The following is a 20,921-nucleotide window of genomic DNA, read 5'->3' on the forward strand; positions in this document are numbered from 1 at the left end:
TGAAAATGCTGGTCGCGCGCGTAACCCGCGGTAGCACGAGGCCTGTTTGGACGCTGCTCGCGATTTCGTTTCTCCTCTCGGCGATCATCGTGATCGGCTTGCGCATCGCGTTGGGGACCTAGTGCGATGCGGATCGCCCAGCTTGCCCCGTTGGCCGAGAGCGTTCCTCCGAAACTTTACGGCGGCACGGAGCGGGTGATTGCCTGGCTTGTGGACGAGTTGGTCGCGCTCGGACATGACGTCACCCTGTTCGCGACCGGGGATTCGAAAACCAGAGGAAGCCTCCAGGCGGTGTGGCCGCGCGCGCTCCGGCTGGGGCGGAGGGGCGTCGATCCGAACGCCACCTGCGCGTTGCTGATCGAGGCCATCGCCGAGCGCGCACGCGACTTCGACGTGATCCACTGCCATGTCGACTGGTTGGCCCTGCCGGTGCTGAGTCGGACCGGAGTGCCGTTTCTAACGACCATGCACGGTCGGCTCGACCTTCCTGGGCTTCCCAGCGTGATCGGGGCTTTCCCGGACGCCCCCTTCGTCTCAATATCCGACAACCAGCGCCGTGCGCTTCCGGACGCAAACTGGATCGCGACCATTCCGCACGGATTGCCCAGGGACCTGTTTCGACCATCCTTCGAAGCTGGTTCGTATTTGGCTTTTCTCGGGCGGCTCACGGTGGAGAAGGGACCGGAAGATGCCATACGCATCGCACGCGCCGTCGGGATGCCGCTGCAAATCGCGGCCAAGATCCCCCGCGCGGAGACCGCCTACTTCAAGAAGAAGCTCGAGCCCGAGATCGACGGCGAAAAGATCAAACTCGTCGGCGAGGTGGACGAAGCCCGCAAGCAGCCGTTCCTCGCCGGTGCTGCCGCCTTGCTGTTTCCGATCGACTGGCCGGAGCCTTTCGGCCTCGTCATGATCGAGGCGATGGCGTGCGGCACGCCCGTGATCGCCTACCGCTCTGGATCGGTGCCGGAAGTCGTGGAAGACGGCGTCACCGGCTTCATCGTGGACGGCCGGGAGCAGGCGATCGAAGCGGTCAAGGAAGTAGGCCGACTGGACCGACGCAGGATCCGCGCCCGTTTCGAGGAGCGTTTCGCCGCGAGCCGGATGGCGAGGCAGTACGAGGACCGGTACCGCGAGCTGGCCGACCGAGGATGGCGCCGGGCGTAAGGGCATATTCTGTACGCGCAGGATGGGTTGAGCCCTCGCGAAACCCGGCATGCCTCGTCGTCGACGAACGGATTGATGGGTTCGCGTTCGCTCGACCCATCCTACGAGCCAGGGCGTGTGGGACGCCTCTTCAGGCGCCGGTAGCCCACCAATGCGCGCCACTCGAATACGCTGATTAAGATGCCGACCAGTGCAGTCCCGATCCCGCACATTATCAAAATCATTTGGAGCATCGAATCACCGCGTGTCGATGCTCCCGAGCGTACCAAAGTGAAGAATCGTTCCGAAGGCTTATTTGGGCGGTTGCAATCCGGGCGAGGTCAGCCAGTCGCTGAGATGTGAGCCGGTCTCGACGACCCTGGCTCGCTTGAGTAAACCCTCACGTTCCGCACCAGCCGGTAACTGGCTCGCCCGTTCTTTGAGTATATTGGCCTGTTCGGCCATTCGTTCTTCAAGCGAGCGGGTCTGCACGATTCTGCGGCGCTCTCCCATGGCGCGCTCCTCAACTGCTGACTACGATTCCAAACCGCAAAAGTAAGTTCACTTCCGGTCGCAAAACCAGGACGCTTCCGGATTCACACAGCTCCGGGCCGCTGTTAGAAAAATGGCCCCAGCTCGTGGGATATTGGCGGGCATTGGAGCTGGGGCCTATCGGGGTTTGCCCTTGGGGAAGGGCACCGGGAAAACTCGGCAATTGCAGGAATGTTCCTGTCCTAATTTTAAAGTCTGGACATGGCCGGTTCGCCCTAGCGGGGTCAGGCCCAAGAGGAGCCGGCCTGAAAAGCAAGAGGCCGCCACTGAGGCGGCCTCAGTTCATCTTGCGCCGTAGCTGCTTGATGATCTCCCGAAGATCGGCCGCGTACTCCTCGATGACCCGGCGCGCCTCCTCCAAGCGCGACGACTTGGTTTCCTCAGCCTCAGTCTGCTTGTCAGGAGCGGGCATAGCCTAACGATCTGCCCGGGCAGGCCGAGAGGTTTGATCTAGCTCAGCCAAGCTGAGGCGGTCTTTGCTCCGCTGCGTCCTGCACGGTGCGGATTTGCCCGGCGCGACGCGCGAGCTCGTCATAGGTCTTGGCGACCTCGCGCAAGCTTTCCTTCGCCTGGTGATGCTCGCAATTGTCGGCCTTGGTGCGAAACTCCTCCGCTCGCATGCGCCAGTACTTCGGCGGGTGCATACGCTCGATACCCATGACGCCAATCCCTGAAGTGGTCCGTTCATGCGGATCAATGGAGCTTCAGTCCAAGTGTTCCAGCAACCTACTAAAGTAGCAAATTTGGACTCAGTGCGTGGGATGGGGAGAGCACCTCCGAAGCCGATCTGCTTCGTCAGCGGGGCTTTGATGGGTTTCGCTTTCGCGCCCATGCCGCACTCAGCCTGTGGACGCAAACGGCAGGCCGAGCTCGATGCAAGGCGAAGGCGAAGCGGGCAAACGGGACATCGTGGCAATCGTTCCTCACGGACTCACCTGCGCGAGCGCGATCGAAGCTTGGCCGTGCTGCGGCACTCGGCAGCTTCGAACCCGAGAAACCAATTCGAATCTCGCTTGTTGTCGCCGGCACAATCACTTGCAGGAGACAACAACATGACACGTCTAACTCTACTCGCCGCAACCTTGTTGCTGCTCGTCTCGGTGCCCGCGGGCGCCCAGTCGCAGCCTGCGCAAAGCGGGCCGGGCAACAACGCCGTCAACAGTTCGGACCAGAAAAACTCGAACAAGCCGGTCGAGGGCCGCAACAGCTTCACCGAGGGACAGGCGAAGTCGCGGATCGAGGGCGCCGGATATTCCAACGTCTCCGGCCTGCAGAAGGATGACCAGGGCGTCTGGCGCGGCAAGGCCGACAAGGGCGGCACCAAGACCGACGTCAGCCTGGACTTCCAGGGCAACGTGAACCCCACCAAGTAAGGAATCCCAGACATGACCATCACCATCTCCCGCCTCTACGACAATTATTCCGACGCCGAGCGCGCCGTGACCCGGCTCGAGGCGGCCGGCGTGCCGCACTCCGACATCAGCATCGTCGCCAACAATTCGGACAATTGGTACGGCTCCAAGCGCGGCAAGGTCGACCGTGACCGCGACGGCACCGACGATCGTGCGGAAGGCGCCGGCACCGGTGCCGGCATCGGCGCCGGCCTCGGCGGCGCCGCAGGCCTTCTCGCCGGCCTCGGCCTGCTCGCCATTCCCGGCCTCGGGCCGGTCGTGGCTGCAGGATGGCTGGCCTCGACCGCAGCCGGCGCAGCCGCCGGTGCGGCCACGGGTGGAATCGTCGGCGCCCTGACGCAGGCCGGCGTGTCCAAGGAGGATGCCTCGCGCTATGCCGAGGGCGTTCGCCGCGGCGGCACGCTGGTGTCGGCGAAGGTGCCCGATCAGGACCGCACGCGGCTCGATGCACTTCTGCACGAGAAGTCCGTGAACCTTGGAGATCGCAGCGCGGCCTGGCAGAAGTCCGGCTGGACCGACTTCGATGCCGCAAGCCCCCCGCTGTCTCCGGATGACATCGGCCGCGAGCGCGAGCTTTACGGCGCGGGCACGCGGCGATAGCTCTCGTCAGACCCAACTCGAAAGGCCCCGCGGTGCGGGGCCTTTTTTCGTGAGGCGAACCACCTTGCCGCGTCGGGAAAAACAGGCATTTGGCACCAAATTTAGCCAAATCCGCCGCATCGGATTCGGCGGAATGAAATCTCTTCGCGCCATGCTGAAGCATGTCGCTCGCTCTGCTTGCGCGGACGCAATCGGGAGAGCTTCGGAGAGATCGCCATGTATTACGTCGCCGCCGCATTGCTGGTGCTGTCGGGACTGTTCTATTCCGCGAGCCATCACGAGATCGGCTCGCTCGGCGTCACCATGTGCACCTATGGCAGCCGGTTCTGCGACAACCCGCTGATCGTCTTTTCCGGCGCGGCGCTGGCCGCCGCCTGGGGCATGTTCGTCAGCGTCAAGTAGCGAGCGCGCAAGACTTCCATCGCTGCGTTCAAGTCCGCGCCTGGACGCGAGGCCTGCGCCGGGACCGGAGGCGTTCGAGAATTCTTGCGATGATGGCACTCTACAGGTGTTTTGCCCCACGGTCAAGTTGAATTAGACTTATCCGAAACGACGATCTCCGGCATGGTAGGAACATTCGTTCTCTCATTAGCATTTGCTAGTGAGAACACCGCCACCGATCGAGGTCTTCCCTTCCATGAGCGACAGCGCCGTCAACCCGACGAAACCCTCGCCGACGCTGTTGCAGAGGCTCGGGCCGGGCCTGATCACCGGCGCTGCCGACGACGATCCGTCGGGCATCGCCACCTATTCCCAGGCCGGCGCGCAATTCGGCTATGGGCTGCTCTGGACGGTGTTTCTGACCACACCGTTCATGATCGCCATCCAGCTCGTCAGCGCGCAGATCGGCCGCGTCACCGGCAAGGGGCTCGCGGCCAACGTCATGAAGGTCGCGCCGCGCTGGGCGGTGCTGACGCTTGTCGCCATGCTCGTCGCCGCGAACACATTCAACATCGCCGCCGACATCGCCGCGATGGCCGAGGCGCTCTCGCTCGTCATCGGCGGGCTCAACCACGAGCACGCCCTGATCTTCGCGGCGGGCTCGACCCTGCTGCAGGTGTTTCTGCCCTATCGCCGCTATTCGCCGGTGCTCAAATTCCTCACCTTGGCGCTGTTTGCCTATGTCGCGACCGCCTTCACCGTCAAGATCCCGTGGAGCACGGCGCTGCTCGCCGCGGTCTGGCCCAAGGCCAATGTCAGCGCCGACTATCTCATGATGGTGGTGGCTGTGCTCGGCACCACGATCAGCCCGTATTTGTTCTTCTGGCAGGCTTCGCAGGAGGTCGAGGAGATGAACCAGGGCGATCGCGACAAGCCCCTGCGCGAGCTCAAGCGCGGCGGCACGCACGAGCTCGACCGCATCAAGACCGACACCATATCGGGCATGCTGCTCTCCAACGGCATCGCCTTCTTCATCATTCTGACCACCGCGTCGGTGCTGCACGCCAACGGCGTCACCAAAATCAATTCGGCGACGGAGGCGGCCGAAGCGTTGCGGCCGCTCGCCGGGGACTTCACCTTCGCGCTGTTCGCGCTCGGTATCATCGGCACGGGCCTGCTCGCGATCCCCGTGCTGGCGGGCGCGGCCGCTTATGGCGTCTCGGAGATCTTCGGCTGGCGCGCCACGCTGGAGGCCAAGCCCGACGAGGCGGTCGGCTTCTACACCATCATTGCCGCGGCAACCATCATCGGCTTCGGCCTCGGCTTCACGGGCATAGACTCGATCCACATGCTGGTCTGGAGCGCGGTGCTCAACGGCATCGTCGCCGTCCCCATCATGGCGATGATGATGCTGATCGTGTCGAGCCGCGCGATCATGGGTCGCTTCAGGGCCCGGTCATGGCTGATTGCGCTCGGCTGGCTCGGCACCGCGCTGATGGCGCTGGCCGTTCTCGCTCTGCTCGGCTCGTCGATGATGGGCTGACGAAGCTACGGCGTCACCGGATTGACGGTTGGCGACGTATTTGGCCCCGGCCGCGCCGGCTCGATCGGCGACTTCGGTCTGGTCGGGAGCACCGCGGCGCCAGCGGCCCGTGCTGCCTCTCCCGTGGTTGCATACATCGCAACATGGGCTGGCTGGGTCTTGGCGCGATTCCATGGGCCGTGGTCGACGATCAGCATTGCTGCAATCGTCACACCAGCCACGATGAGCGCGATCACGCCGGGATGGCGGAGGGCGCTGGAAATAGAGCTCGCGAAACGACCACTTGTCATCGAAGGATCCGCTATTGTCCTCTCGCAGGTTAATTCAAAACCGCCCCTCCCGGTTCCCGCATCTCTCCCGGCATGTTCCAGGCCAGCATGGCGCTTCTGCGGCAGCAAAGCGCCCGCGGCCATTTCCCTTGCAGCGCACAAGCGCCGTCCGCCGATTCACTCGCCCGGAGCGATCGCGTTGCTCGGCGTCGGCCGGTCGGTGATCTGCTGGCCGAACAGGCTGCCGATCAGTTCGACAGCAGTGCGCGCCGTCCGACCGCGTTCGTCGAGAAAGGGATTGAGCTCGACGATGTCGACCGATCCGACCACGCCGGAATCGTGCAATAGCTCCATGATCAGATGTGCCTCGCGATAGGTCGCGCCACCCGGCACCGTGGTGCCGACACCCGGCGCCACGCATGGATCGAGGAAGTCGACGTCGAAGCTGACATGCAGTACGCCGTTGCTCGCTTTGACCCGCTCGATGACCCGCCGGATCAACACGGCGACGCCGAACTCGTCGATCTGGCGCATGTCGACGACCCTGATCCGACGTGCGCGCATCAGCTCCTTTTCGAGCTTGTCGATCGAACGCGCGCCGAACAGATCGAGCCTGTCAGGGCCGATCGAAGCGCGCGGCTCTTCGCCAAGCAGGCCGTCGAGGCCAGGTTCGCCGCACAAGAACGCGGCCGACATGCCGTGCATGTTCGCGGTGATCGTCGTCTCCGGCGTGTTGTAGTCGGCATGGGCATCGAGCCAGAGCACGAACAGCTCCCGTCCTCGCTCCTGCCAATGGCGCGCCATGGCATTGACCGATCCCATGGACAGCGTGTGATCGCCGCCAAGGAAGATCGGCAGCGCGCCGGTTTTCGCGATCTCATGGCCTCGTTGGCTTAGAACGCGCGTCCAGCGCTGGATCTCCCGGTAGTGATTGGCTCTTTCCGGCGGCCTGTCGGCGAGATCCCGGACCTCGCTTGCGGAAAGATCGCCGTAGTCAACGACCTCGAAATCCAGGCTTTCGAGCAGTGTCGCAAGGCCCGCGGTACGCAGCGCCGCAGGGCCCATCAAGGTGCCGCGCTGCGACGCGCCCATGTCGATGGGAGCACCGAGCAAGGCGATGCGCCGGGTTCGATCCGTCATAGCCTGATCGGTCACGGCTGCCTCCTGCGTCAACACGGCCACCGCAAGCCTAACAGAGATTCGCACCCGTCGTTTCCCGGTCCCTCCGCTGTCGGCGGATCACCTCGGAACAAAATCCCGTGCGCTGAATTGCCCATTCAAGGCCGGCACCCGCCGTCAATCACGGCGCCTGTCGCGGATAGCCAAAGGTCGTCAGACCCGCTGTTCTAAACGAGCGCTCGCGCGGATAGCCAAAGGTGCCGGCCTCCGCCATCAGGCTTGGAGGTCGCGCACTTGAGTACGGACTTACCGCAATCCCCTTCTCACCCCGGCGTGGCCGAGCGTGCCATCGATACGGCAGCCGATGTCTCCCGCACGATCGGTGAAGTCGCCGGTGGCCTGCACGCAGCAGTCGACCGTCTGACCTCTACAATCGAGGAATCGCGCAAGCCCGGCGGAGCCCTCGCGACGGTCGCGGCGATCACGCGCGAAGCACCGCTTTCCAGCCTGTTCGTCGCTTTCCTCTTTGGCGTCGCAGTCGCACGGCGGCGATAGATAACCGACGACCCTGCTCAGGCAGCGCTGACCGCGACGAGTTCTGCCGCGAGGAATTGCTTTTCGAATGCCTCGGCAGGCATCGGACGGCCGAAGTAATACCCCTGCCCATCCTCGCATCCCATGCTGACCAGGAAGTCGGCGGTTGCGCGGTTCTCAATGCCTTCCGCCACGACCGTGAGGCCGAGCTGCTTGCTGAGCCCGATGGTCGAGCCGACGATCGCGGCATCGTCGGAATTCTCGAGCAGACCGAACACGAACGACCGGTCGATCTTGAGCCCGTCGAGCGGAAACTTCTTCAGATAGCTCAGGCTTGCATAGCCCGTGCCGAAATCGTCGAACAGGACGCGGACACCCAGCTGCTGGATCCGCTTGAACATGTCGAGCACGCGGCTTTCATCGTGGAGCAGAATGTCTTCGGTGACCTCGATCTCAAGCAGCGAGGGCGAGAGCCCCGTCGCATCGAGCAGCGCCGCAACCGCATGCGCGAGATCGCCGGACTGAAGCTGCGAGGGCGAGAGGTTGATCGCAACGCGCACGCCGTTGCCCGACAATTCCCAGGCACGCGCCTGACGGCAGGCGGTCTCCATCACCCAATTCGCGATCCGCTCGGACAGGGCCGAAGTGTTGACCACCGGCATGAACTCTCCGGGGGAGACGTAGCCGCGCACGGGATGTTGCCAACGGATGAGCGCTTCGGCCCCGACAAGGCTGCCGTCGATCAGACGAACCTGGGGCTGGTAAAACAGCTCGAACTCACCGCGATCTGCGGCAAGCGCCAACTCGCTCTCCAGCGTCAGCCGGTTCTCGAGCTCCTGCCGGATCGCAGCCTCGAAGAGGACGTGGCCGCCCCGCCGCGTCGCCTTGGCCCGGCTCAACGCGAGATGGCCATTGCTCAGGAGATCGTCAGCGTTGTGTCCGCCTTCAGGATAGACGGCAACTCCGATGCTGATCCTGACGCGGTGCTGCCGCGTGCCGGTCGCAAGCGGCGCCTCGAACGCCTGCGCGATCCGCTCGGCGAACACCGCGATCGGTTCGCCGGCCTCGGCACAATCAAGCGCGATGGCGAATTCGTCGCCGCTGAGGCGGGCCACGACTGCCTTGCCATCGGCCTCGATCCGAAGACGCTCAGCGACGGCCCGCAGCACGCGGTCACCGGCTGAATGTCCAAGCATGTTGTTGATTTGCTGGAAGCCGTCGAGCCCGATTACGAGCAACGCGACCTCGCGGGGCTGTCGCCTCGCATCCGTAATCATGCCGGCCAGCTCGGCATGCAGCGTGTTGCGATTGGCAAGACCGGTCAGCGCGTCATGTTCGGCGAGGTATTTGACGCGTTCGGCCTCGCGTTTGCGCACCGAGATGTCGCGAAGGATCGCGCCGTACTGAAAGCCATCCGTTCCCTGCCAGCCCGAGAAGCTCGCTTCGACGGGGAAGGTTTCCCCATTCTTGCGCCGGCCCTCGAACTCGACGACGACCGCCCCGCCCGGAACCAGGAGTGCCTGGCGCGCGGCGTCATGCATGGACGGCCTTGCATCGCCGTCCGCCAGCACCGCGCACAACATTTCGAATGGACGGCCGATCATCTCGGCCGGCATGTAGCCGAAGATCGCGCTCGCGCCGGGATTCCAGACCGTGATCTGGTGGTTCTCGTCGGTGCAGACGAGACCGTCGCCCAGCGACATCGCGATGCGATGGAAGCGGCTCTCGGCGATGCGTCCCAGCAGACTCCGGAAATCGATCTCGTCCAGGGCGATCGCCGTCAGATAAGCGATGATCGCAATGTGGAACAGCGACGTGTTGATGATGAGCGGCCATTTAGCCTGGACAAGGACTGCCACCAGCTCGATGGCTGCCCCGGCCGAGATCAGGATTGCAACGCGCATACCTGGTGAAAAGCGGCGCCACGAATACATCATCAGAAGGCAGATTGCGCCGAGGCCCAGGATCATGCCGATGTCGGATGTCCCGCGCAGCATCCGGTTTTGCAGGATCGATTCTGCCGCCAGCGCCTGCAGAGCCGGCCCCGAAAGGATACGTCCATTTGGAACGCTAAACCTGTCGCCGAGCTCGAGCGCGGTCGCCCCCACGATGATCTTCTTGTCCCTGACCTTGTCGAGAGTCGCGGTATCGCCGCGCAGTACGTCGACATAGGAGACGGTTGGAATCGAGGCTGCGCGAATGCTGAAATCGATCAGGAAGGGCAGCCGCCGGTTGGCGTCCTGACCGGCCAGCACGACAGCCATCGACGGCATCAAGGAATCGCCGAGCTTCTCGCCGAACGGATAGCGGCGAACGAGTCCGTCGGATTCGACTGCGACGTTCACGACGGCCGGCCAGGACTGGTTGGCGAACGGCTTCAGGGGGCGATTGACGTGCGCCGCGCCACCATTCGGCGTCGGCTGCTTGAAGGACGGCAGGATCGTCGAACCCCCGACCTCGCGAAGGGCCTTGACGAAGGCCTCGTCGGACGCCGGATCCGACGGCGTGCTGAAATCGACATCGAAGGCGATGTCCCCCGCTCCCGCGGCCTCGAGCCTGTGCAACAGCTCCGCGTGCAGCCGGCGCGGCCAGGGCCACACCCCGATCTGATCGATGGACGGTGCGTCGATGGCCACCACGACGACCTTGCCGCTGGCGTCGCGCGATTGCCAGGCGAACCGCAGATCGGTGAGCGCGTTGCGAAGCGAACCATGCCATCCCGTGGACAGCACGATCGCAAGCGCGATCACGACGAGAATATGCGGCCGATAGCGTTTCACTCCGATCCTCCCCCGCACCCGCTCCTGCAGGTGCGCCCCACTCATCCCCTAGGAAACCGCTTCAGTGTCGGTTGTGGCCGTAGCCGTTGCCATGGCCGTGGCCATTGCCGCCGCCATTCCCGTTGCCGTCGCCATTGTTGCCCCTGCCGTTGCCGGTAGCACCATGGTTGCCGTGATTTCCGCTATTGCCGTTGTTACCGTTTCCGTTATTGCTGTTTCCGTTGTTGCCGTTGCCACCGGAGTTTCCGTTGCTGGCTCCAGGGCTGTCGCTGGAAGCGCCCGCAGCCGCGGCGGCTATTGCCGCGCCGGCGCTCGACGGGTTACCGGCCGACGACGCACCGCTTGTCGTCACGGCAGTCTGGACGGAGCTGTTGGGCGCTGTCGTGCTGGACTTGCCATCGCTCCAGACCGTCTCGGTACCGGCGTTCGCGTTACGCGCATGGGCGGGAGCAACGGCGCCGTGGGCGAGCCCGCGTGTCACCGTGTGGAAGTTCAGCTTGACCTCGCCGAGCGAGCTCGAGATGCGCACCACACCGGCCCTGGATGCATGATCTCCTGCCGCCTGATGAGACGGCTTCGGCACGCCCGCCGCCTTGGTCCCCTTGTCGATCGGACCGAGCGCGTGGATCGCATGTCCGTTCGCAGCGTTGCGCGGCGCCGACAGGCCTGATTTCGGTACGGGCACACGCTCGATCGCGGGAGCGCGCGGCTTGCCGTGCTCGATCGGATTGAACGTGCCTGCACCGCTCAGGCTGAGACCGGGCTTGCCGTGCTCAAAGACGGTGGCCGCCTGTCCCGGCATGACCTGGGCAATCTGTCCCGTCCTGAAGTCGGAGACCTCGACCTGGCCGCGCAGCACGCCGACCTTGGTGCTGCCGGCTCCCACGGTGACGCTGAACTGCGTTCCCTTGACCACGGCGGCGAGATAGGGCGTCTCGACCTCGAAATGCTTGACGTTGCGCTTCTCGACTTCGAGCAGGATCGAACCTGCCTGCTGGATGATGGTGGTCGAGAGCCCCTCCTTCTTCTCCGCCGGCAAGCCGACCACGGAGTTGGGAGAGATCAGAATCGTTTCCTCACCGCGGACGAGCAGCACCCGGCCGTTGCGTCCGGTACGGATGGTATTGCCAGGCTTGAGCGTCTCGTCCTGGTTCAGCGAGACCTGTTGCACCCCGTCGGTCGCGATCCACACCTCACCGGTGGCCTTGCTGACCGACCAGACACCATCCTCCGCAGCGGATGCACCGGATGCCATTGCCAGGATCAGTGCCGCCGCGAAGGCGCACCGCATTCCAATTCTGCCGAGCATCACGATCCTCAGTCCGGGTTACAGCCAGACCTGTGGCGTATCCGAAATCACTCAAGAGAGAATTAGCAGGTGAAGGCCAGCCAAGCGGCCGCCTTAACCAATCATTGACCATAAAAAACTAAGAAAAATCATGAGGCTAATGAACGCTTACCGCCCCGCGGCAATTTCTCCGTCAAACTACGGGGAGAGATTCGCTGCGTGCGTTGAGAGGCGGCATGTCCTTACCGCGCTGGTGCTATTGGCACCAATTCTTGCGGGAGTTTCCCAGGCGTTCGCACAACAGGCGAACCAGCCGGGTTTCGATCCGCGTCAACCCGAGAAACACTTTGAAAACCAAACCGAGCGGGAAACGCTGAACCGTCCGCCGGTCAGGCTGCCGACGGTCGGCCAGCCCAACACCGGCGGCGATACCAAGCCGCAATTCGTGCTGCGCGGCGTCGACGTCAGCGGCGCCCACACCGTCTCCCCCGATCGCATTGCCGCGGTGTATCAGCCGTATCTCGGCAAGAGAGTCTCGCAGGCGGATCTCGCCGGGATCGCAGGTGCGATCAGCGATCTCTACCGCGCCGACGGCTTCCATCTGAGCCGGGCCATCGTGCCGCCGCAGGACATTGCGGACGGCCGGGTCCGGATCCAGGTGATCGAAGGCGCCATCGTGCAGGTCGAGCTGAAAGGCGACGGCGCCGAGCAGTTCGGCGTCAGGCCGATGCTCGGGCCGGTTCTGGCCGAGCAGCCGTCGCGCCTCCCGACGCTCGAACGCCAGCTCTTCCTCATCAACGGCAGGCCGGGCGTCCGGATCACCGATACCGCGCTCGAGGAGATCGGCGGCGCGTCCGGCCGTTTCCGTCTCACAATCCACTTGAAGACCTGGCACGTCTTCTCCTCGTTCGGCCTGGACAATCTCGGATCATCCTCGGTCGGTCCGTGGCAGACCTACGCCACCGGCGCGTTCAACTCCTATCTCACGCCCGGCGATACGCTGGCGGTCAACCTGTCGACCATTGCCAACGATCCGCGCCAGCTCGGCTTTGCGCGGCTATCTTACGACACGCCCGTCGGTGTCGGTGGTTTCCGCTTTGGCGGCTCCGTGCTGTACAGCGCGGTCCGGCCGGGCGATGCCCGCCGCCTCGACAGCGACATCACGACGACCGAGGCCTTCGAGCTGCGCGCCAGCATCGTTCCGCTGCAATCGCAGTCCTCCGCGCTCACGCTGACTGCGGCGACAACCTTCAGCAATGTATCCGAGCACGACCTGTACGGTCCCTGGTACAACGACCACATCAGGACGGCGAGCCTGACCGCCGACTACAGGCTGCAGGATCACTTCGGCGGCACCAATTTCGCAACGCTGACCTACCGCCAGGGTCTCGACATCTTCGGCGCTTCGCATTTCGACGACGCTCTGTTGTCGCGCGACGGCGCCTCGTCGAACTTCTCGGTGCTGAACCTCTGGTTCACACGCTACCAGACACTCAACGATGCCTGGTCGCTCAAGCTCGCCGCGGCGAGCCAGACAGCCTCGCGGCCGCTGTTCACCTCGCAGCAATTCTATCTCGGCGGCGCGGCCTTCGGCCGGGGCTACGGCGCAGCCGAGATCAGCGGCGACAACGGCCTTGCCGGCTCGCTCGAACTGCGCTTCGACCAGAAGCTCAATTTCCGCTACTGGACCGGCTATCAGCTCTACGCCTTTGGCGACGCCGGCGCCGTCTGGAACGACGGTTACCGCCTGAGCGAGGGCCTGTCGCTCACATCGGCCGGCGCCGGTGTGCGATTCTTCCTGCCAGACGATCTCCAGGCAGATCTCGGCGTGGCCGTGCCCTTGAGCTACCGGGCACCGGACAACGCGCGCCGCAGTCCCCGTTTCCTGTTCACGCTGTCGAGCGCATTCCGGCTCTGCCCCAAACGCGGCAAAACCGGCTGTCTCTAGCCGCCCGCCATGCGCGAGTGGTCCCCCCGGATCCGGCCCTTTTGCCGCCTTGCTCACAGACTTGCCTAAATTTAATCCCCTAACCTGCTCACGATCGCTCGATCCGAGAGTTCCGATGACCATGTTCAGCCGAACATGCTTTGAGACGCAACCATGAAGAGAGTGTTTGCAATCCTGGCGTTTCTCTGCGTCCTCGGCGTCGGGGAGTATTTCCTCGTCAGCCGGTTCGCGATCCGCCATGAGGCCGTGGCGCTGTTCGACGCCTCGCGTCAGCGGCCGATCGCCGTCGACGTGGCAGTGCGGCGTGACTACGAGACCAAGGCCAATCTCGGCCTCTGGAAGCTCCCCGTTGCCATCATCAGCAACGGCAACACGGTCAGGGCCACCGAATATTCCTTCCTCGCCAACGTGCTCGCCGCGCGCGGCTATCTGGTTGTCAGCATCCAGCAGGACCTGCCGAGCGATCCGCCGTTGATGACCCGTGTCGGTCAGCAATATGTCGGCCGGCGTGACGTCTATATCCGCTGTGAGGCCAACATTCTTTTCGTGTTGGGCGAACTGAAGAGGCGGCAGGAGAACGTCGACTACGACCACGTCACCCTTGTTGGCCATTCCAACGGCGGCGATGTCTCGATGTATGTCGCCCACCAGCACCCGGAGTTGGTGTCGAAGGTGATTACCCTCGACAATCAGCGGGTGCCTTTCGTGCTCAGCGACGGCATGAAGATCCTATCGTTCAGGTCGAAAGATCCGCATTTCGTGACCGATCCCGGCGTGCTGCCGACGCCCGAAGAGGCCAAGGCGCGTGGTATCGACATCGTCCACACCGGCGCCCAGCACACGGAGATGAGTGATCGCGGCCCCAACTCGGTCAAGGAGAAGATCCAGGAAACGCTCGACCGCTTCCTGCGTGACAGCGCCAGCAGCGCGCTCGCGCCGGCTGACACGAAGAGCCCGATGATCATGAATCCGGGCGATTATTAGCCGGGAGCGCTTTGCGGCAGATCAAGGCGGCTCCGGGGCGGCGGGATAGAAGAACCGTATGGCCTCGGAGAGTCACGTGTCGCACTATATCGAAAGCCTTGATACGAAAGGTCTGCCCGCCGCGAGGATGCCGGCACCCGTACGGCATCTCTATCGTTCGGTCCGCAAGCTGCTGCGCTCGATCATCGCCCGCATTGATCTCTCGCAATTTCCGGGATCGTGCTGCGGATAAGCATGGCGACGCGAACGAATGCATGAAGGTTACCCTGTGCACCAGCATTTGAGACGAATCTGCCTGCTGCTTGCCGTAACCTCGAGCGTCGGCACATCGTCCGCGCTCGCCGCCGATGCCGATCACGGTGCCGACCTCGCCAAGCGCTGGTGCGCAAGCTGCCATGTCGTCGCGAACAGCCAGACCCGAGCGAGTGCCGACGTTCCCTCCTTTGCCTCCGTTGCGCGCAGGCAGGACTTCAATCCGGAAAGGCTCGCCTTTTTCCTGCTCGATCCGCACCCGAAGATGCCGAATTTCCCCTTGAGCCGGACCGAAGCCGGCGACATCGCGGCCTACATCGCATCGCTGCGCTAGCGCATGATCCGCACGCGAAGGGCCGCGTTAGCCCAAAGTGCGAAACGGTAGCGCGCCCGCACACATCTGCCACAAATGCAAATCCCTGCCGGCGGACCGACAGGGATCAGCAGAAGGGATGCCAGACGGCGAATGAGGTCAGTCGGTGGCCCGGCATGGATCCGCGCCAGCATCGAAGTGCGGATCGCCACGCCATGCAAGTTCAATTTATGGGCACGCTGTGCACAGGCCCAGAATCAGGACTTGCCCTTACCCGGTTGCATGAGACTGCCGGTCATCTGGCGCATGTGATCTCCGGCGCTGGTGAACTGGCTGCGCAGGAAATCGGACTGGATTCGCATCGCTTCCTGGAGGTCGGTGGCATGAACCAGCTTGCGTGCGTGCTCGAAGGCCGACTTCATGTTCTGCTCGGTGAAAACCAGCGCCTGCTTCGACACGTCCGTCCCCGCGCCTGGAACTGACGACATCGATTTGGTGGCGGCTTCGAAAAACATCCCGAATGCTTTTTCCGCCTGGTCTATTGTCTTCTCGGCCAAGTCGCGCAGTTCGGCCGGAACTTCGAGTTTCGGTTCGATCATGGTCGCACTCCTCCCGTTTTCCCAACTGAATACCACACTTGGCGGATCGCCTTCCAGCGCCAGCCTTGGGGAAACGTCGCCGGCAGTCCGGCTCCGGCAGGAAAACGTAGCGGAAAAACGAAGGAGACGGCGCAAGGCCGGCGCGCGGCCGGGCTCAGGACAAGGGGAGTTCGGGAAGAGCTTCCTCGGTGGCGAGGTCTTCGACCAGCTTGATGACCTCGAAACGCTGTCGAGGTGCGAGCTTCAGGAACGCACGGAGCAGGCGCAAACTTTCGACCGTGCCACTCGCGGGCACGCCGAGCTTGAGGTGCAGTTCAGTCGCGAAATTGAGGTTTTTCATCTCGCACCTATGACAAGCATCGGCCTTCGTAATCCACTCAAGAACCGAATGCCACGACAAGACGCCACAACAGGACCCTATCGCGACGAACTCTCGACCGGATGGCCCCGACCGGTTGGCACGCTGAACGACATGTCCCAAACCACGGGCTCAACCAGAGGGTTGCAAGTATGTCAAAGAACAACCAATCCGGCAAGTCCAACGATGGCTGTAGCGATGCCTCGTCTGCATCGCACCATGGCAATTCCGGATAACAGGAATATCGACCGCCGTCACCCACCTGCGTCAAGAAGCGGCATCAATCACGCACACAGCCTCGGTCGCTGTCAATCGGTGCAACGTTTCGGCATGTTTCCGATATGAATGGACGCTCGCTGCGAATGAGCGGCTTTCCAGCGCTTACACGCAATTGTTGCGTCCGCCCTCGGCGGTTGTGACCGCGGCAAAATGAAGGCTGATCTGGCAGCCGATCTCCAGCGTCCTGATCTCGGCGCGGCCGTCGCCTCGGGATTCATTGGTCCGGAAATGCTTTGCGCCCATGAACTTTTGTCCATGAGCGAACGACCAAGCCGTTGCGACACGGCCACGCAGACGACGGCGCCATGGCTGAAGACTCTTCGATTCGGGCGCGCGTCAGCACCAAAGGACGACGGCATGCTTTCTCGCTGCGATCTCATCAAGGGCGCCGCGGCTGCGCTTTTCACCCTCTCGATACAAGGCGCCTGGGCGCAGGAGACCAAGATGAACCTGTTCAAGATCATCACCGTCAAGGACGAGATCGTCGTCGGGTTATCGACAGAGGAACTCAAGGCGCTTGGCGGCAATGATGCGAGCGCGGTTGCGCACGCGCTGGCGCAGAAGGGCGATCTCACGGTGTGGCAATACAACGTGCATCGCGGCCCGAACGGCGAATTGCAGCAGGCGCCGACCGCCAAGATCGGGCTTCTGGCCAACGCCTCGCTCCGCGTCGAGCCCTACACGACGCCTTACCAGATCGTACCGCATCCCTAGCAACAGACTGGCGCGCCGGCAGCCGAGGCCGCCGGCGTGCCGTTCATCTGCGCCGCTCTGCCCGTTGTGTCCCCGTTTCCGTCGCAAAGCCGTAGACCAGCGCCAGCCGGTCCAGGCATTCGCGAAAACGCCGCGCGAAATAATCGTTCCAGCGCTGCGTCCGGACGGCGCGACGCTCCCCGATCTGATCCATGGTCAGGCCCAGTATCAGCACGTCGTGCACCAGCGCGGCACCGTCGGTGCCGAGTTCGCGCTCGACCCGATTCAGCCGCAACACCGCCTGGCGCTGGCTCTCGGTGACGGGCTCACGTGTGCGCGCGCCATCGACATATTCCCGGGTCGGATCCATCGCCTGAGGGCCCCGCTCCGCCCTCTCCCAATCGTTCTGGAAGGCACGCCCGCCGCGGTATTGCGCCTCGTCGATCTGGTGGTGTGCCTGCAGCCGGCCGAGGGGATCGCGACGGATCGACCGGATAGCCACGATCTTCTCACCGGAATCGAGCGCCAGCGGATTGTCGACCTCGACCTCCGCCACTTCGGCATTGAACGGCAACTCGCGGGACCGCCGGTCGTAGATCTGCGTCATTTTGTAGGACTTATTGCGTCGGACACGAGCCACTCGGATACTCCTTGCGAAATTATCGATGGAACGGGGGGCCACAAGCTCAGGCAACCGAGACCAGCTTGAGCACGACCGGACCGGGCGCGCGGGCGGACGCAGCACGGGAGCGGTGCGCCAGGCGCGCATGCGGCGCGCAATAGCTGCAGCCCGGCTGGCGCGGATGGCCACAGAAGGTGATCGCCTCCCCGTCCTTTTCGCCGCCATAGGGATAGCGGCAGTCGGCCGGCTCGAGTTCAACCAGTTGGATCAGGCGCGGCTGAATCCCGACGCAGCGCAACTTCACCGGCACCGCAGGCTTCATTGCGGACTTCGGCGGCACATTCAGGTTCGGCAACACCGCGCGGCGCGGCGAAACCGGAGCTTCACCAGGCAAATACGGCGCGATCGACGGGCTCGCGATCCATTCCGGTATCACGAGCCGGAGCCGCTTGGCGCGGCCGATCACCGCATTGCGCGTGTAAGCCGTTCCAAACCTTGCGTTAATCTGTCGTCCGATCTCCGCATAAGACATGCCCTTGCGAAAATAGTCGCGAAGCGCGTCGGAATGCTCCGACGGCCAATGGCCCGGTTCCATGTTGCTGTCCTGTGATGCGCCTCCTCCGATCGCATGACCGGGAGGCGAAACGCACATTCCGGTATTCCGAAGATCAAGTCAAGCGATAATTCTGATATTCATAATTGCAATAATTCCGAATTTCGGATTACAAGAGGCAAGTCGGTGCGCAATCGAGGGAATCACCATGTTGGACGTTGCAATGATCGAGCGGGGCCTGGAGAAGACGGGCAAGAGCAAGGGCGGCCTGGCGGCGGCCATGGGCGTGCGGCCCGGCGCGGTCTCGGAGATCCTCGGCGGCGAACGCCTGGTGAAGGCCTCGGAAATCATTCCGATCATGGAATATCTCGAGCTCAATCTCGCGCCGATCATGGGCCGCGTCGGCGCCGGCGCCGTGATCGAGCCGGATTATGAGCAGGTTCCGCCGGAAGGGCTCGGCGACATCGCGCTGCCCTTCCCGATCATGGAAGAGACCGTCGCATTCGAGATCGTGGGCGATTCGATGCTGCCCAAATACGAAAGCGGCGACGTGATCGTGGTCTACAAGGACCAGCGCCATCCGCTGTCGAGCTTCTACGGCGAAGAGGCCGTGGTCCGGCTCAAGACCGGCGAACGCTATTTGAAGACCATCGAGCGGGGGAAAAGCCCGTCCGTCGTCAATCTCAACAGCTTCAATGCCAAGCCGATCGTCGGCGTGAAGCTGGAGTGGGTCGGAGAGATCTGCCTGTCGATGCCCAAAGGGCAGCTCGAGCGGCTGCGCGCGAAATCGGCGCGCCCCCGCAAGAAGGGGAAGTGAGGGCCTTGGCCGGCTGATTTCGATTTTCTAGAAATCAGACTTGACTTGATTCCGTTTTTCGGAAATACTCTGCCGCGCCCGACAACAGGACGCGGCAGGCTCGTTTTCATGCAGTATTTCGTCGTGATGATCGACTATGGACGGCGGGGCCGCGAGGCGGTCGTCGATCCTGAGATCACGAGGCGTGAGGTCATCTCCCGCATCGCCTCGGGTGAATATCGGAATGTCTCGTTCATCCACGAAATTGCAGAGAATTCGGTCGAGGACGTCACCGAGGCCATCCTCACCGAGGCCGCCCTGCCCCAGGTCCCGCCGGAGGATGTCGACCTCCAGGCATCCCGCCTCGATCACGCCCGCGATCTGCGCAAGCACGAACGGACGTGACGCAGACCGGATAGCCTGCGCCACCGTCCGCCCGGACATTACACCAGCAGGACGGTCGATCCCGTGGTCTTGCGTGCGGCGAGATCGGCATGCGCCTTTGCGGCGTCCTTCAATGGATAGGTCTGGTGCACCTCGATCTTGACTGCACCGGACTTGACGACGTCGAACAGCTCATTCGCCATCGCGACCAGATTTTCGCGCTTGGCGGCGTAGGTGAACAGCGTCGGCCGGGTGACGTAGAGCGAGCCTTTTTGCGCGAGCAGGCCGAGATTGAGCGGTTCGACGGCGCCGGAGGACGCACCGAACAGCGCAGCGACGCCGAGCGGCGCGAGGCAATCCAGCGATTTCAGGAACGTGTCCTTGCCGACGGAATCATAGACCACGGGGACCTTCTTGCCGCCCGTGATCTCGTCGACCCGCTTCACGAAATCCTCGCGCGTGTAGATGATGACGTGGTCGCAGCCATGCGCCTTGGCAAGCTTGGCCTTCTCGTCATTGCTGACGGTGCCGATCACGGTCGCGCCGAGGTGCTTGGCCCATTGGCCCAGGATCAGACCGACGCCGCCGGCCGCGGCATGCAGCAGGATGGTATCGCCGGCCTTCACCCGATAGGTCTGCCGGATCAGATATTGCGTGGTGAGCCCCTTGAGCATCATCGCCGCCGCGGTCTTGTCGTCGACGCCATCGGGCAGCTTCAGCAGGCGGTCCGCAGGAATCAGCCGCGCCTCGGAATAGGCACCGAGTGGCGAGGCGCCATAAGCGACACGATCGCCCGGCTTCAGATCGGTGACACCTGGGCCGACCTCCTCAACTACGCCGGCCGCTTCGCTGCCGAGCCCGCTCGGCAGTTGCGCCGGGTAAAGGCCCGAGCGGTTGTAGATGTCGACGAAGTTGAGACCGACGGCGGTGTGGCGGATTCGCGCCTCGCCCGGTCCGGGCTTGCCGACGCTGACCTCCTCCCAGACCAGGACTTCCGGACCGCCGGTCTTGTGAAAGCGAATGGCATGCGTCATGGGCGTTGCTCCCTTATCGTTGGGTGAGATCCGAAGAGCCGGATTGGCCGCAGAAATAGGCATTCAGTCCGCCCGTTACAGTACGGACCCGTAACAAGAATGTCACAGCGAGCGACAAACCTCCGCCGTTCCATCTCCGTTCGAAAGAGTTGATGACGCGCCCGGAGCAACCGGCAGTAGCTTCGGCGCGGGTTTGGTGGTCGCCTGCGTAGGAGAGCCGAGATGCCAGCTTATGTACAGCATCATCAGGATGTCGAAATCGCGCCCGTGAATTGCCCCTCCTGCATGGGGTTCCTTCCGATGTATGTGCGCGAGGTCGAACCGCATTGGAGCCTTGCCAAGATCGACTTTGTCTATGAATGCGCCGATTGCGGCGCCGAGGTCAGACAGACCATCCGCAAGCCGGAGCTGCTGCGGCACTGATCGCGCGAACGGCGAACCGCTCGACTATTTGCGCTAAGCGGAAAAAGCGCGGTCCGCGC

At 63.4% G+C, this 20,921-nt stretch carries 27 protein-coding genes; 14 read left to right on the plus strand and 13 right to left on the minus strand.

Going from position 1 to position 20,921, the window contains the following annotated elements:
• The first annotated feature begins 126 nt into the window (after positions 1-126).
• Positions 127-1,167 carry a glycosyltransferase family 4 protein gene (locus IVB26_RS28445; protein ID WP_247968416.1) on the plus strand — a complete coding sequence of 347 codons (1,041 nt, stop codon included), beginning with the start codon at positions 127-129 and terminating at the stop codon, positions 1,165-1,167.
• 291 nt (positions 1,168-1,458) lie between these two features.
• On the opposite strand, the gene IVB26_RS28450 is transcribed toward IVB26_RS28445, so the two are convergent.
• From IVB26_RS28450 to IVB26_RS28455, 3 genes are all read right to left on the minus strand, one after another.
• A complete protein-coding gene (locus tag IVB26_RS28450; protein WP_247968417.1) occupies positions 1,459-1,659 on the minus strand; it encodes a hypothetical protein in 201 nt (66 codons plus the stop codon).
• Between the two features lie 316 nt (positions 1,660-1,975).
• Positions 1,976-2,110: a hypothetical protein gene (locus tag IVB26_RS43045; protein ID WP_256468877.1), complete on the minus strand. Its 135-nt coding sequence runs from the start codon at positions 2,108-2,110 to the stop codon at positions 1,976-1,978.
• Between the two features lie 43 nt (positions 2,111-2,153).
• Positions 2,154-2,357, minus strand: a complete 204-nt coding sequence (locus tag IVB26_RS28455; protein WP_247968418.1) for a hypothetical protein — start codon at positions 2,355-2,357, stop codon at positions 2,154-2,156.
• Positions 2,358-2,750: 393 nt separating this feature from the next.
• On the opposite strand from IVB26_RS28455, the gene IVB26_RS28460 reads away from it, so the two are divergent.
• The 4 genes from IVB26_RS28460 (at position 2,751) to IVB26_RS28475 (ending at position 5,634) form a co-directional block, all read left to right on the plus strand.
• Positions 2,751-3,071 carry a hypothetical protein gene (locus IVB26_RS28460; protein WP_247968419.1) on the plus strand — a complete coding sequence of 107 codons (321 nt, stop codon included), beginning with the start codon at positions 2,751-2,753 and terminating at the stop codon, positions 3,069-3,071.
• 12 nt (positions 3,072-3,083) lie between these two features.
• Entirely contained in the window at positions 3,084-3,710 is a 627-nt protein-coding gene (locus tag IVB26_RS28465) for a general stress protein (protein WP_247968420.1), read from the plus strand.
• A gap of 216 nt (positions 3,711-3,926) precedes the next feature.
• A complete protein-coding gene (locus IVB26_RS28470; protein ID WP_247327799.1) occupies positions 3,927-4,112 on the plus strand; it encodes a hypothetical protein in 186 nt (61 codons plus the stop codon).
• A 235-nt stretch (positions 4,113-4,347) separates the two neighbouring features.
• Positions 4,348-5,634, plus strand: coding sequence for an NRAMP family divalent metal transporter (locus IVB26_RS28475; RefSeq protein ID WP_247968421.1), 1,287 nt, complete (start codon positions 4,348-4,350; stop codon positions 5,632-5,634).
• A gap of 5 nt (positions 5,635-5,639) precedes the next feature.
• Here IVB26_RS28475 and IVB26_RS28480 read toward each other — a convergent pair whose 3' ends face one another.
• Positions 5,640-5,924 carry a hypothetical protein gene (locus IVB26_RS28480; RefSeq protein ID WP_247968422.1) on the minus strand — a complete coding sequence of 95 codons (285 nt, stop codon included), beginning with the start codon at positions 5,922-5,924 and terminating at the stop codon, positions 5,640-5,642.
• 156 nt (positions 5,925-6,080) lie between these two features.
• Positions 6,081-7,058: an arginase gene (rocF, locus tag IVB26_RS28485; protein WP_246923836.1), complete on the minus strand. Its 978-nt coding sequence runs from the start codon at positions 7,056-7,058 to the stop codon at positions 6,081-6,083.
• A gap of 258 nt (positions 7,059-7,316) precedes the next feature.
• Here rocF and IVB26_RS28490 point away from each other — a divergent pair, with 258 nt between their 5' ends.
• A complete protein-coding gene (locus tag IVB26_RS28490) occupies positions 7,317-7,577 on the plus strand; it encodes a hypothetical protein (RefSeq protein ID WP_247968423.1) in 261 nt (86 codons plus the stop codon).
• Positions 7,578-7,594: 17 nt separating this feature from the next.
• Here IVB26_RS28490 and IVB26_RS28495 read toward each other — a convergent pair whose 3' ends face one another.
• Both IVB26_RS28495 and IVB26_RS28500 read right to left on the minus strand, forming a co-directional pair.
• A complete protein-coding gene (locus IVB26_RS28495; RefSeq protein ID WP_247968424.1) occupies positions 7,595-10,336 on the minus strand; it encodes an EAL domain-containing protein in 2,742 nt (913 codons plus the stop codon).
• Positions 10,337-10,397: 61 nt separating this feature from the next.
• On the minus strand, positions 10,398-11,645 hold the full coding sequence (locus IVB26_RS28500; RefSeq protein WP_247968425.1) for a FecR family protein: 1,248 nt from the start codon (positions 11,643-11,645) through the stop codon (positions 10,398-10,400).
• Between the two features lie 130 nt (positions 11,646-11,775).
• On the opposite strand from IVB26_RS28500, the gene IVB26_RS28505 reads away from it, so the two are divergent.
• The 4 genes from IVB26_RS28505 to IVB26_RS28520 all read left to right on the plus strand — a co-directional run bounded on the left by IVB26_RS28505 (position 11,776) and on the right by IVB26_RS28520 (position 15,142).
• Positions 11,776-13,572: a ShlB/FhaC/HecB family hemolysin secretion/activation protein gene (locus tag IVB26_RS28505; RefSeq protein WP_247968426.1), complete on the plus strand. Its 1,797-nt coding sequence runs from the start codon at positions 11,776-11,778 to the stop codon at positions 13,570-13,572.
• Between the two features lie 153 nt (positions 13,573-13,725).
• The gene (locus IVB26_RS28510) at positions 13,726-14,556 is read left to right on the plus strand and encodes an alpha/beta hydrolase (protein WP_247968427.1); all 831 of its coding nucleotides are present in this window, start codon (positions 13,726-13,728) and stop codon (positions 14,554-14,556) included.
• Between the two features lie 76 nt (positions 14,557-14,632).
• A complete protein-coding gene (locus IVB26_RS28515; protein ID WP_247968428.1) occupies positions 14,633-14,788 on the plus strand; it encodes a hypothetical protein in 156 nt (51 codons plus the stop codon).
• Positions 14,789-14,824: 36 nt separating this feature from the next.
• Positions 14,825-15,142 carry a c-type cytochrome gene (locus IVB26_RS28520; RefSeq protein WP_247973289.1) on the plus strand — a complete coding sequence of 106 codons (318 nt, stop codon included), beginning with the start codon at positions 14,825-14,827 and terminating at the stop codon, positions 15,140-15,142.
• A 236-nt stretch (positions 15,143-15,378) separates the two neighbouring features.
• Here IVB26_RS28520 and IVB26_RS28525 read toward each other — a convergent pair whose 3' ends face one another.
• The 3 genes from IVB26_RS28525 to IVB26_RS28535 form a co-directional block, all read right to left on the minus strand.
• Positions 15,379-15,720, minus strand: a complete 342-nt coding sequence (locus IVB26_RS28525) for a phasin (RefSeq protein WP_094891303.1) — start codon at positions 15,718-15,720, stop codon at positions 15,379-15,381.
• Positions 15,721-15,874: 154 nt separating this feature from the next.
• Complete coding sequence (locus IVB26_RS28530) at positions 15,875-16,060, minus strand: hypothetical protein (protein WP_247968429.1); 186 nt, start codon at positions 16,058-16,060, stop codon at positions 15,875-15,877.
• A gap of 399 nt (positions 16,061-16,459) precedes the next feature.
• Entirely contained in the window at positions 16,460-16,600 is a 141-nt protein-coding gene (locus tag IVB26_RS28535; RefSeq protein ID WP_247968430.1) for a hypothetical protein, read from the minus strand.
• Positions 16,601-16,714: 114 nt separating this feature from the next.
• Between IVB26_RS28535 and IVB26_RS28540 the strand changes: the two genes are divergently transcribed.
• A complete protein-coding gene (locus IVB26_RS28540; protein WP_247968431.1) occupies positions 16,715-17,071 on the plus strand; it encodes a hypothetical protein in 357 nt (118 codons plus the stop codon).
• Between the two features lie 43 nt (positions 17,072-17,114).
• On the opposite strand, the gene IVB26_RS28545 is transcribed toward IVB26_RS28540, so the two are convergent.
• Together IVB26_RS28545 and IVB26_RS28550 are read right to left on the minus strand one after the other, a co-directional pair.
• The gene (locus IVB26_RS28545; protein WP_247968432.1) at positions 17,115-17,690 is read right to left on the minus strand and encodes a hypothetical protein; all 576 of its coding nucleotides are present in this window, start codon (positions 17,688-17,690) and stop codon (positions 17,115-17,117) included.
• Between the two features lie 46 nt (positions 17,691-17,736).
• Positions 17,737-18,267, minus strand: coding sequence for a GcrA family cell cycle regulator (locus IVB26_RS28550; RefSeq protein ID WP_247968433.1), 531 nt, complete (start codon positions 18,265-18,267; stop codon positions 17,737-17,739).
• A gap of 166 nt (positions 18,268-18,433) precedes the next feature.
• Between IVB26_RS28550 and IVB26_RS28555 the strand changes: the two genes are divergently transcribed.
• Together IVB26_RS28555 and IVB26_RS28560 are read left to right on the plus strand one after the other, a co-directional pair.
• Positions 18,434-19,042 carry a S24 family peptidase gene (locus IVB26_RS28555; protein WP_247968434.1) on the plus strand — a complete coding sequence of 203 codons (609 nt, stop codon included), beginning with the start codon at positions 18,434-18,436 and terminating at the stop codon, positions 19,040-19,042.
• A 108-nt stretch (positions 19,043-19,150) separates the two neighbouring features.
• Positions 19,151-19,426 carry a hypothetical protein gene (locus IVB26_RS28560; RefSeq protein ID WP_247968435.1) on the plus strand — a complete coding sequence of 92 codons (276 nt, stop codon included), beginning with the start codon at positions 19,151-19,153 and terminating at the stop codon, positions 19,424-19,426.
• A gap of 38 nt (positions 19,427-19,464) precedes the next feature.
• On the opposite strand, the gene IVB26_RS28565 is transcribed toward IVB26_RS28560, so the two are convergent.
• Entirely contained in the window at positions 19,465-20,439 is a 975-nt protein-coding gene (locus IVB26_RS28565) for a quinone oxidoreductase family protein (protein ID WP_247968436.1), read from the minus strand.
• 222 nt (positions 20,440-20,661) lie between these two features.
• Between IVB26_RS28565 and IVB26_RS28570 the strand changes: the two genes are divergently transcribed.
• On the plus strand, positions 20,662-20,862 hold the full coding sequence (locus IVB26_RS28570) for a hypothetical protein (RefSeq protein WP_246930757.1): 201 nt from the start codon (positions 20,662-20,664) through the stop codon (positions 20,860-20,862).
• Positions 20,863-20,921 lie beyond the last annotated feature (59 nt).

It is taken from the genome of Bradyrhizobium sp. 195 (assembly GCF_023101665.1).
GTDB lineage: Bacteria > Pseudomonadota > Alphaproteobacteria > Rhizobiales > Xanthobacteraceae > Bradyrhizobium.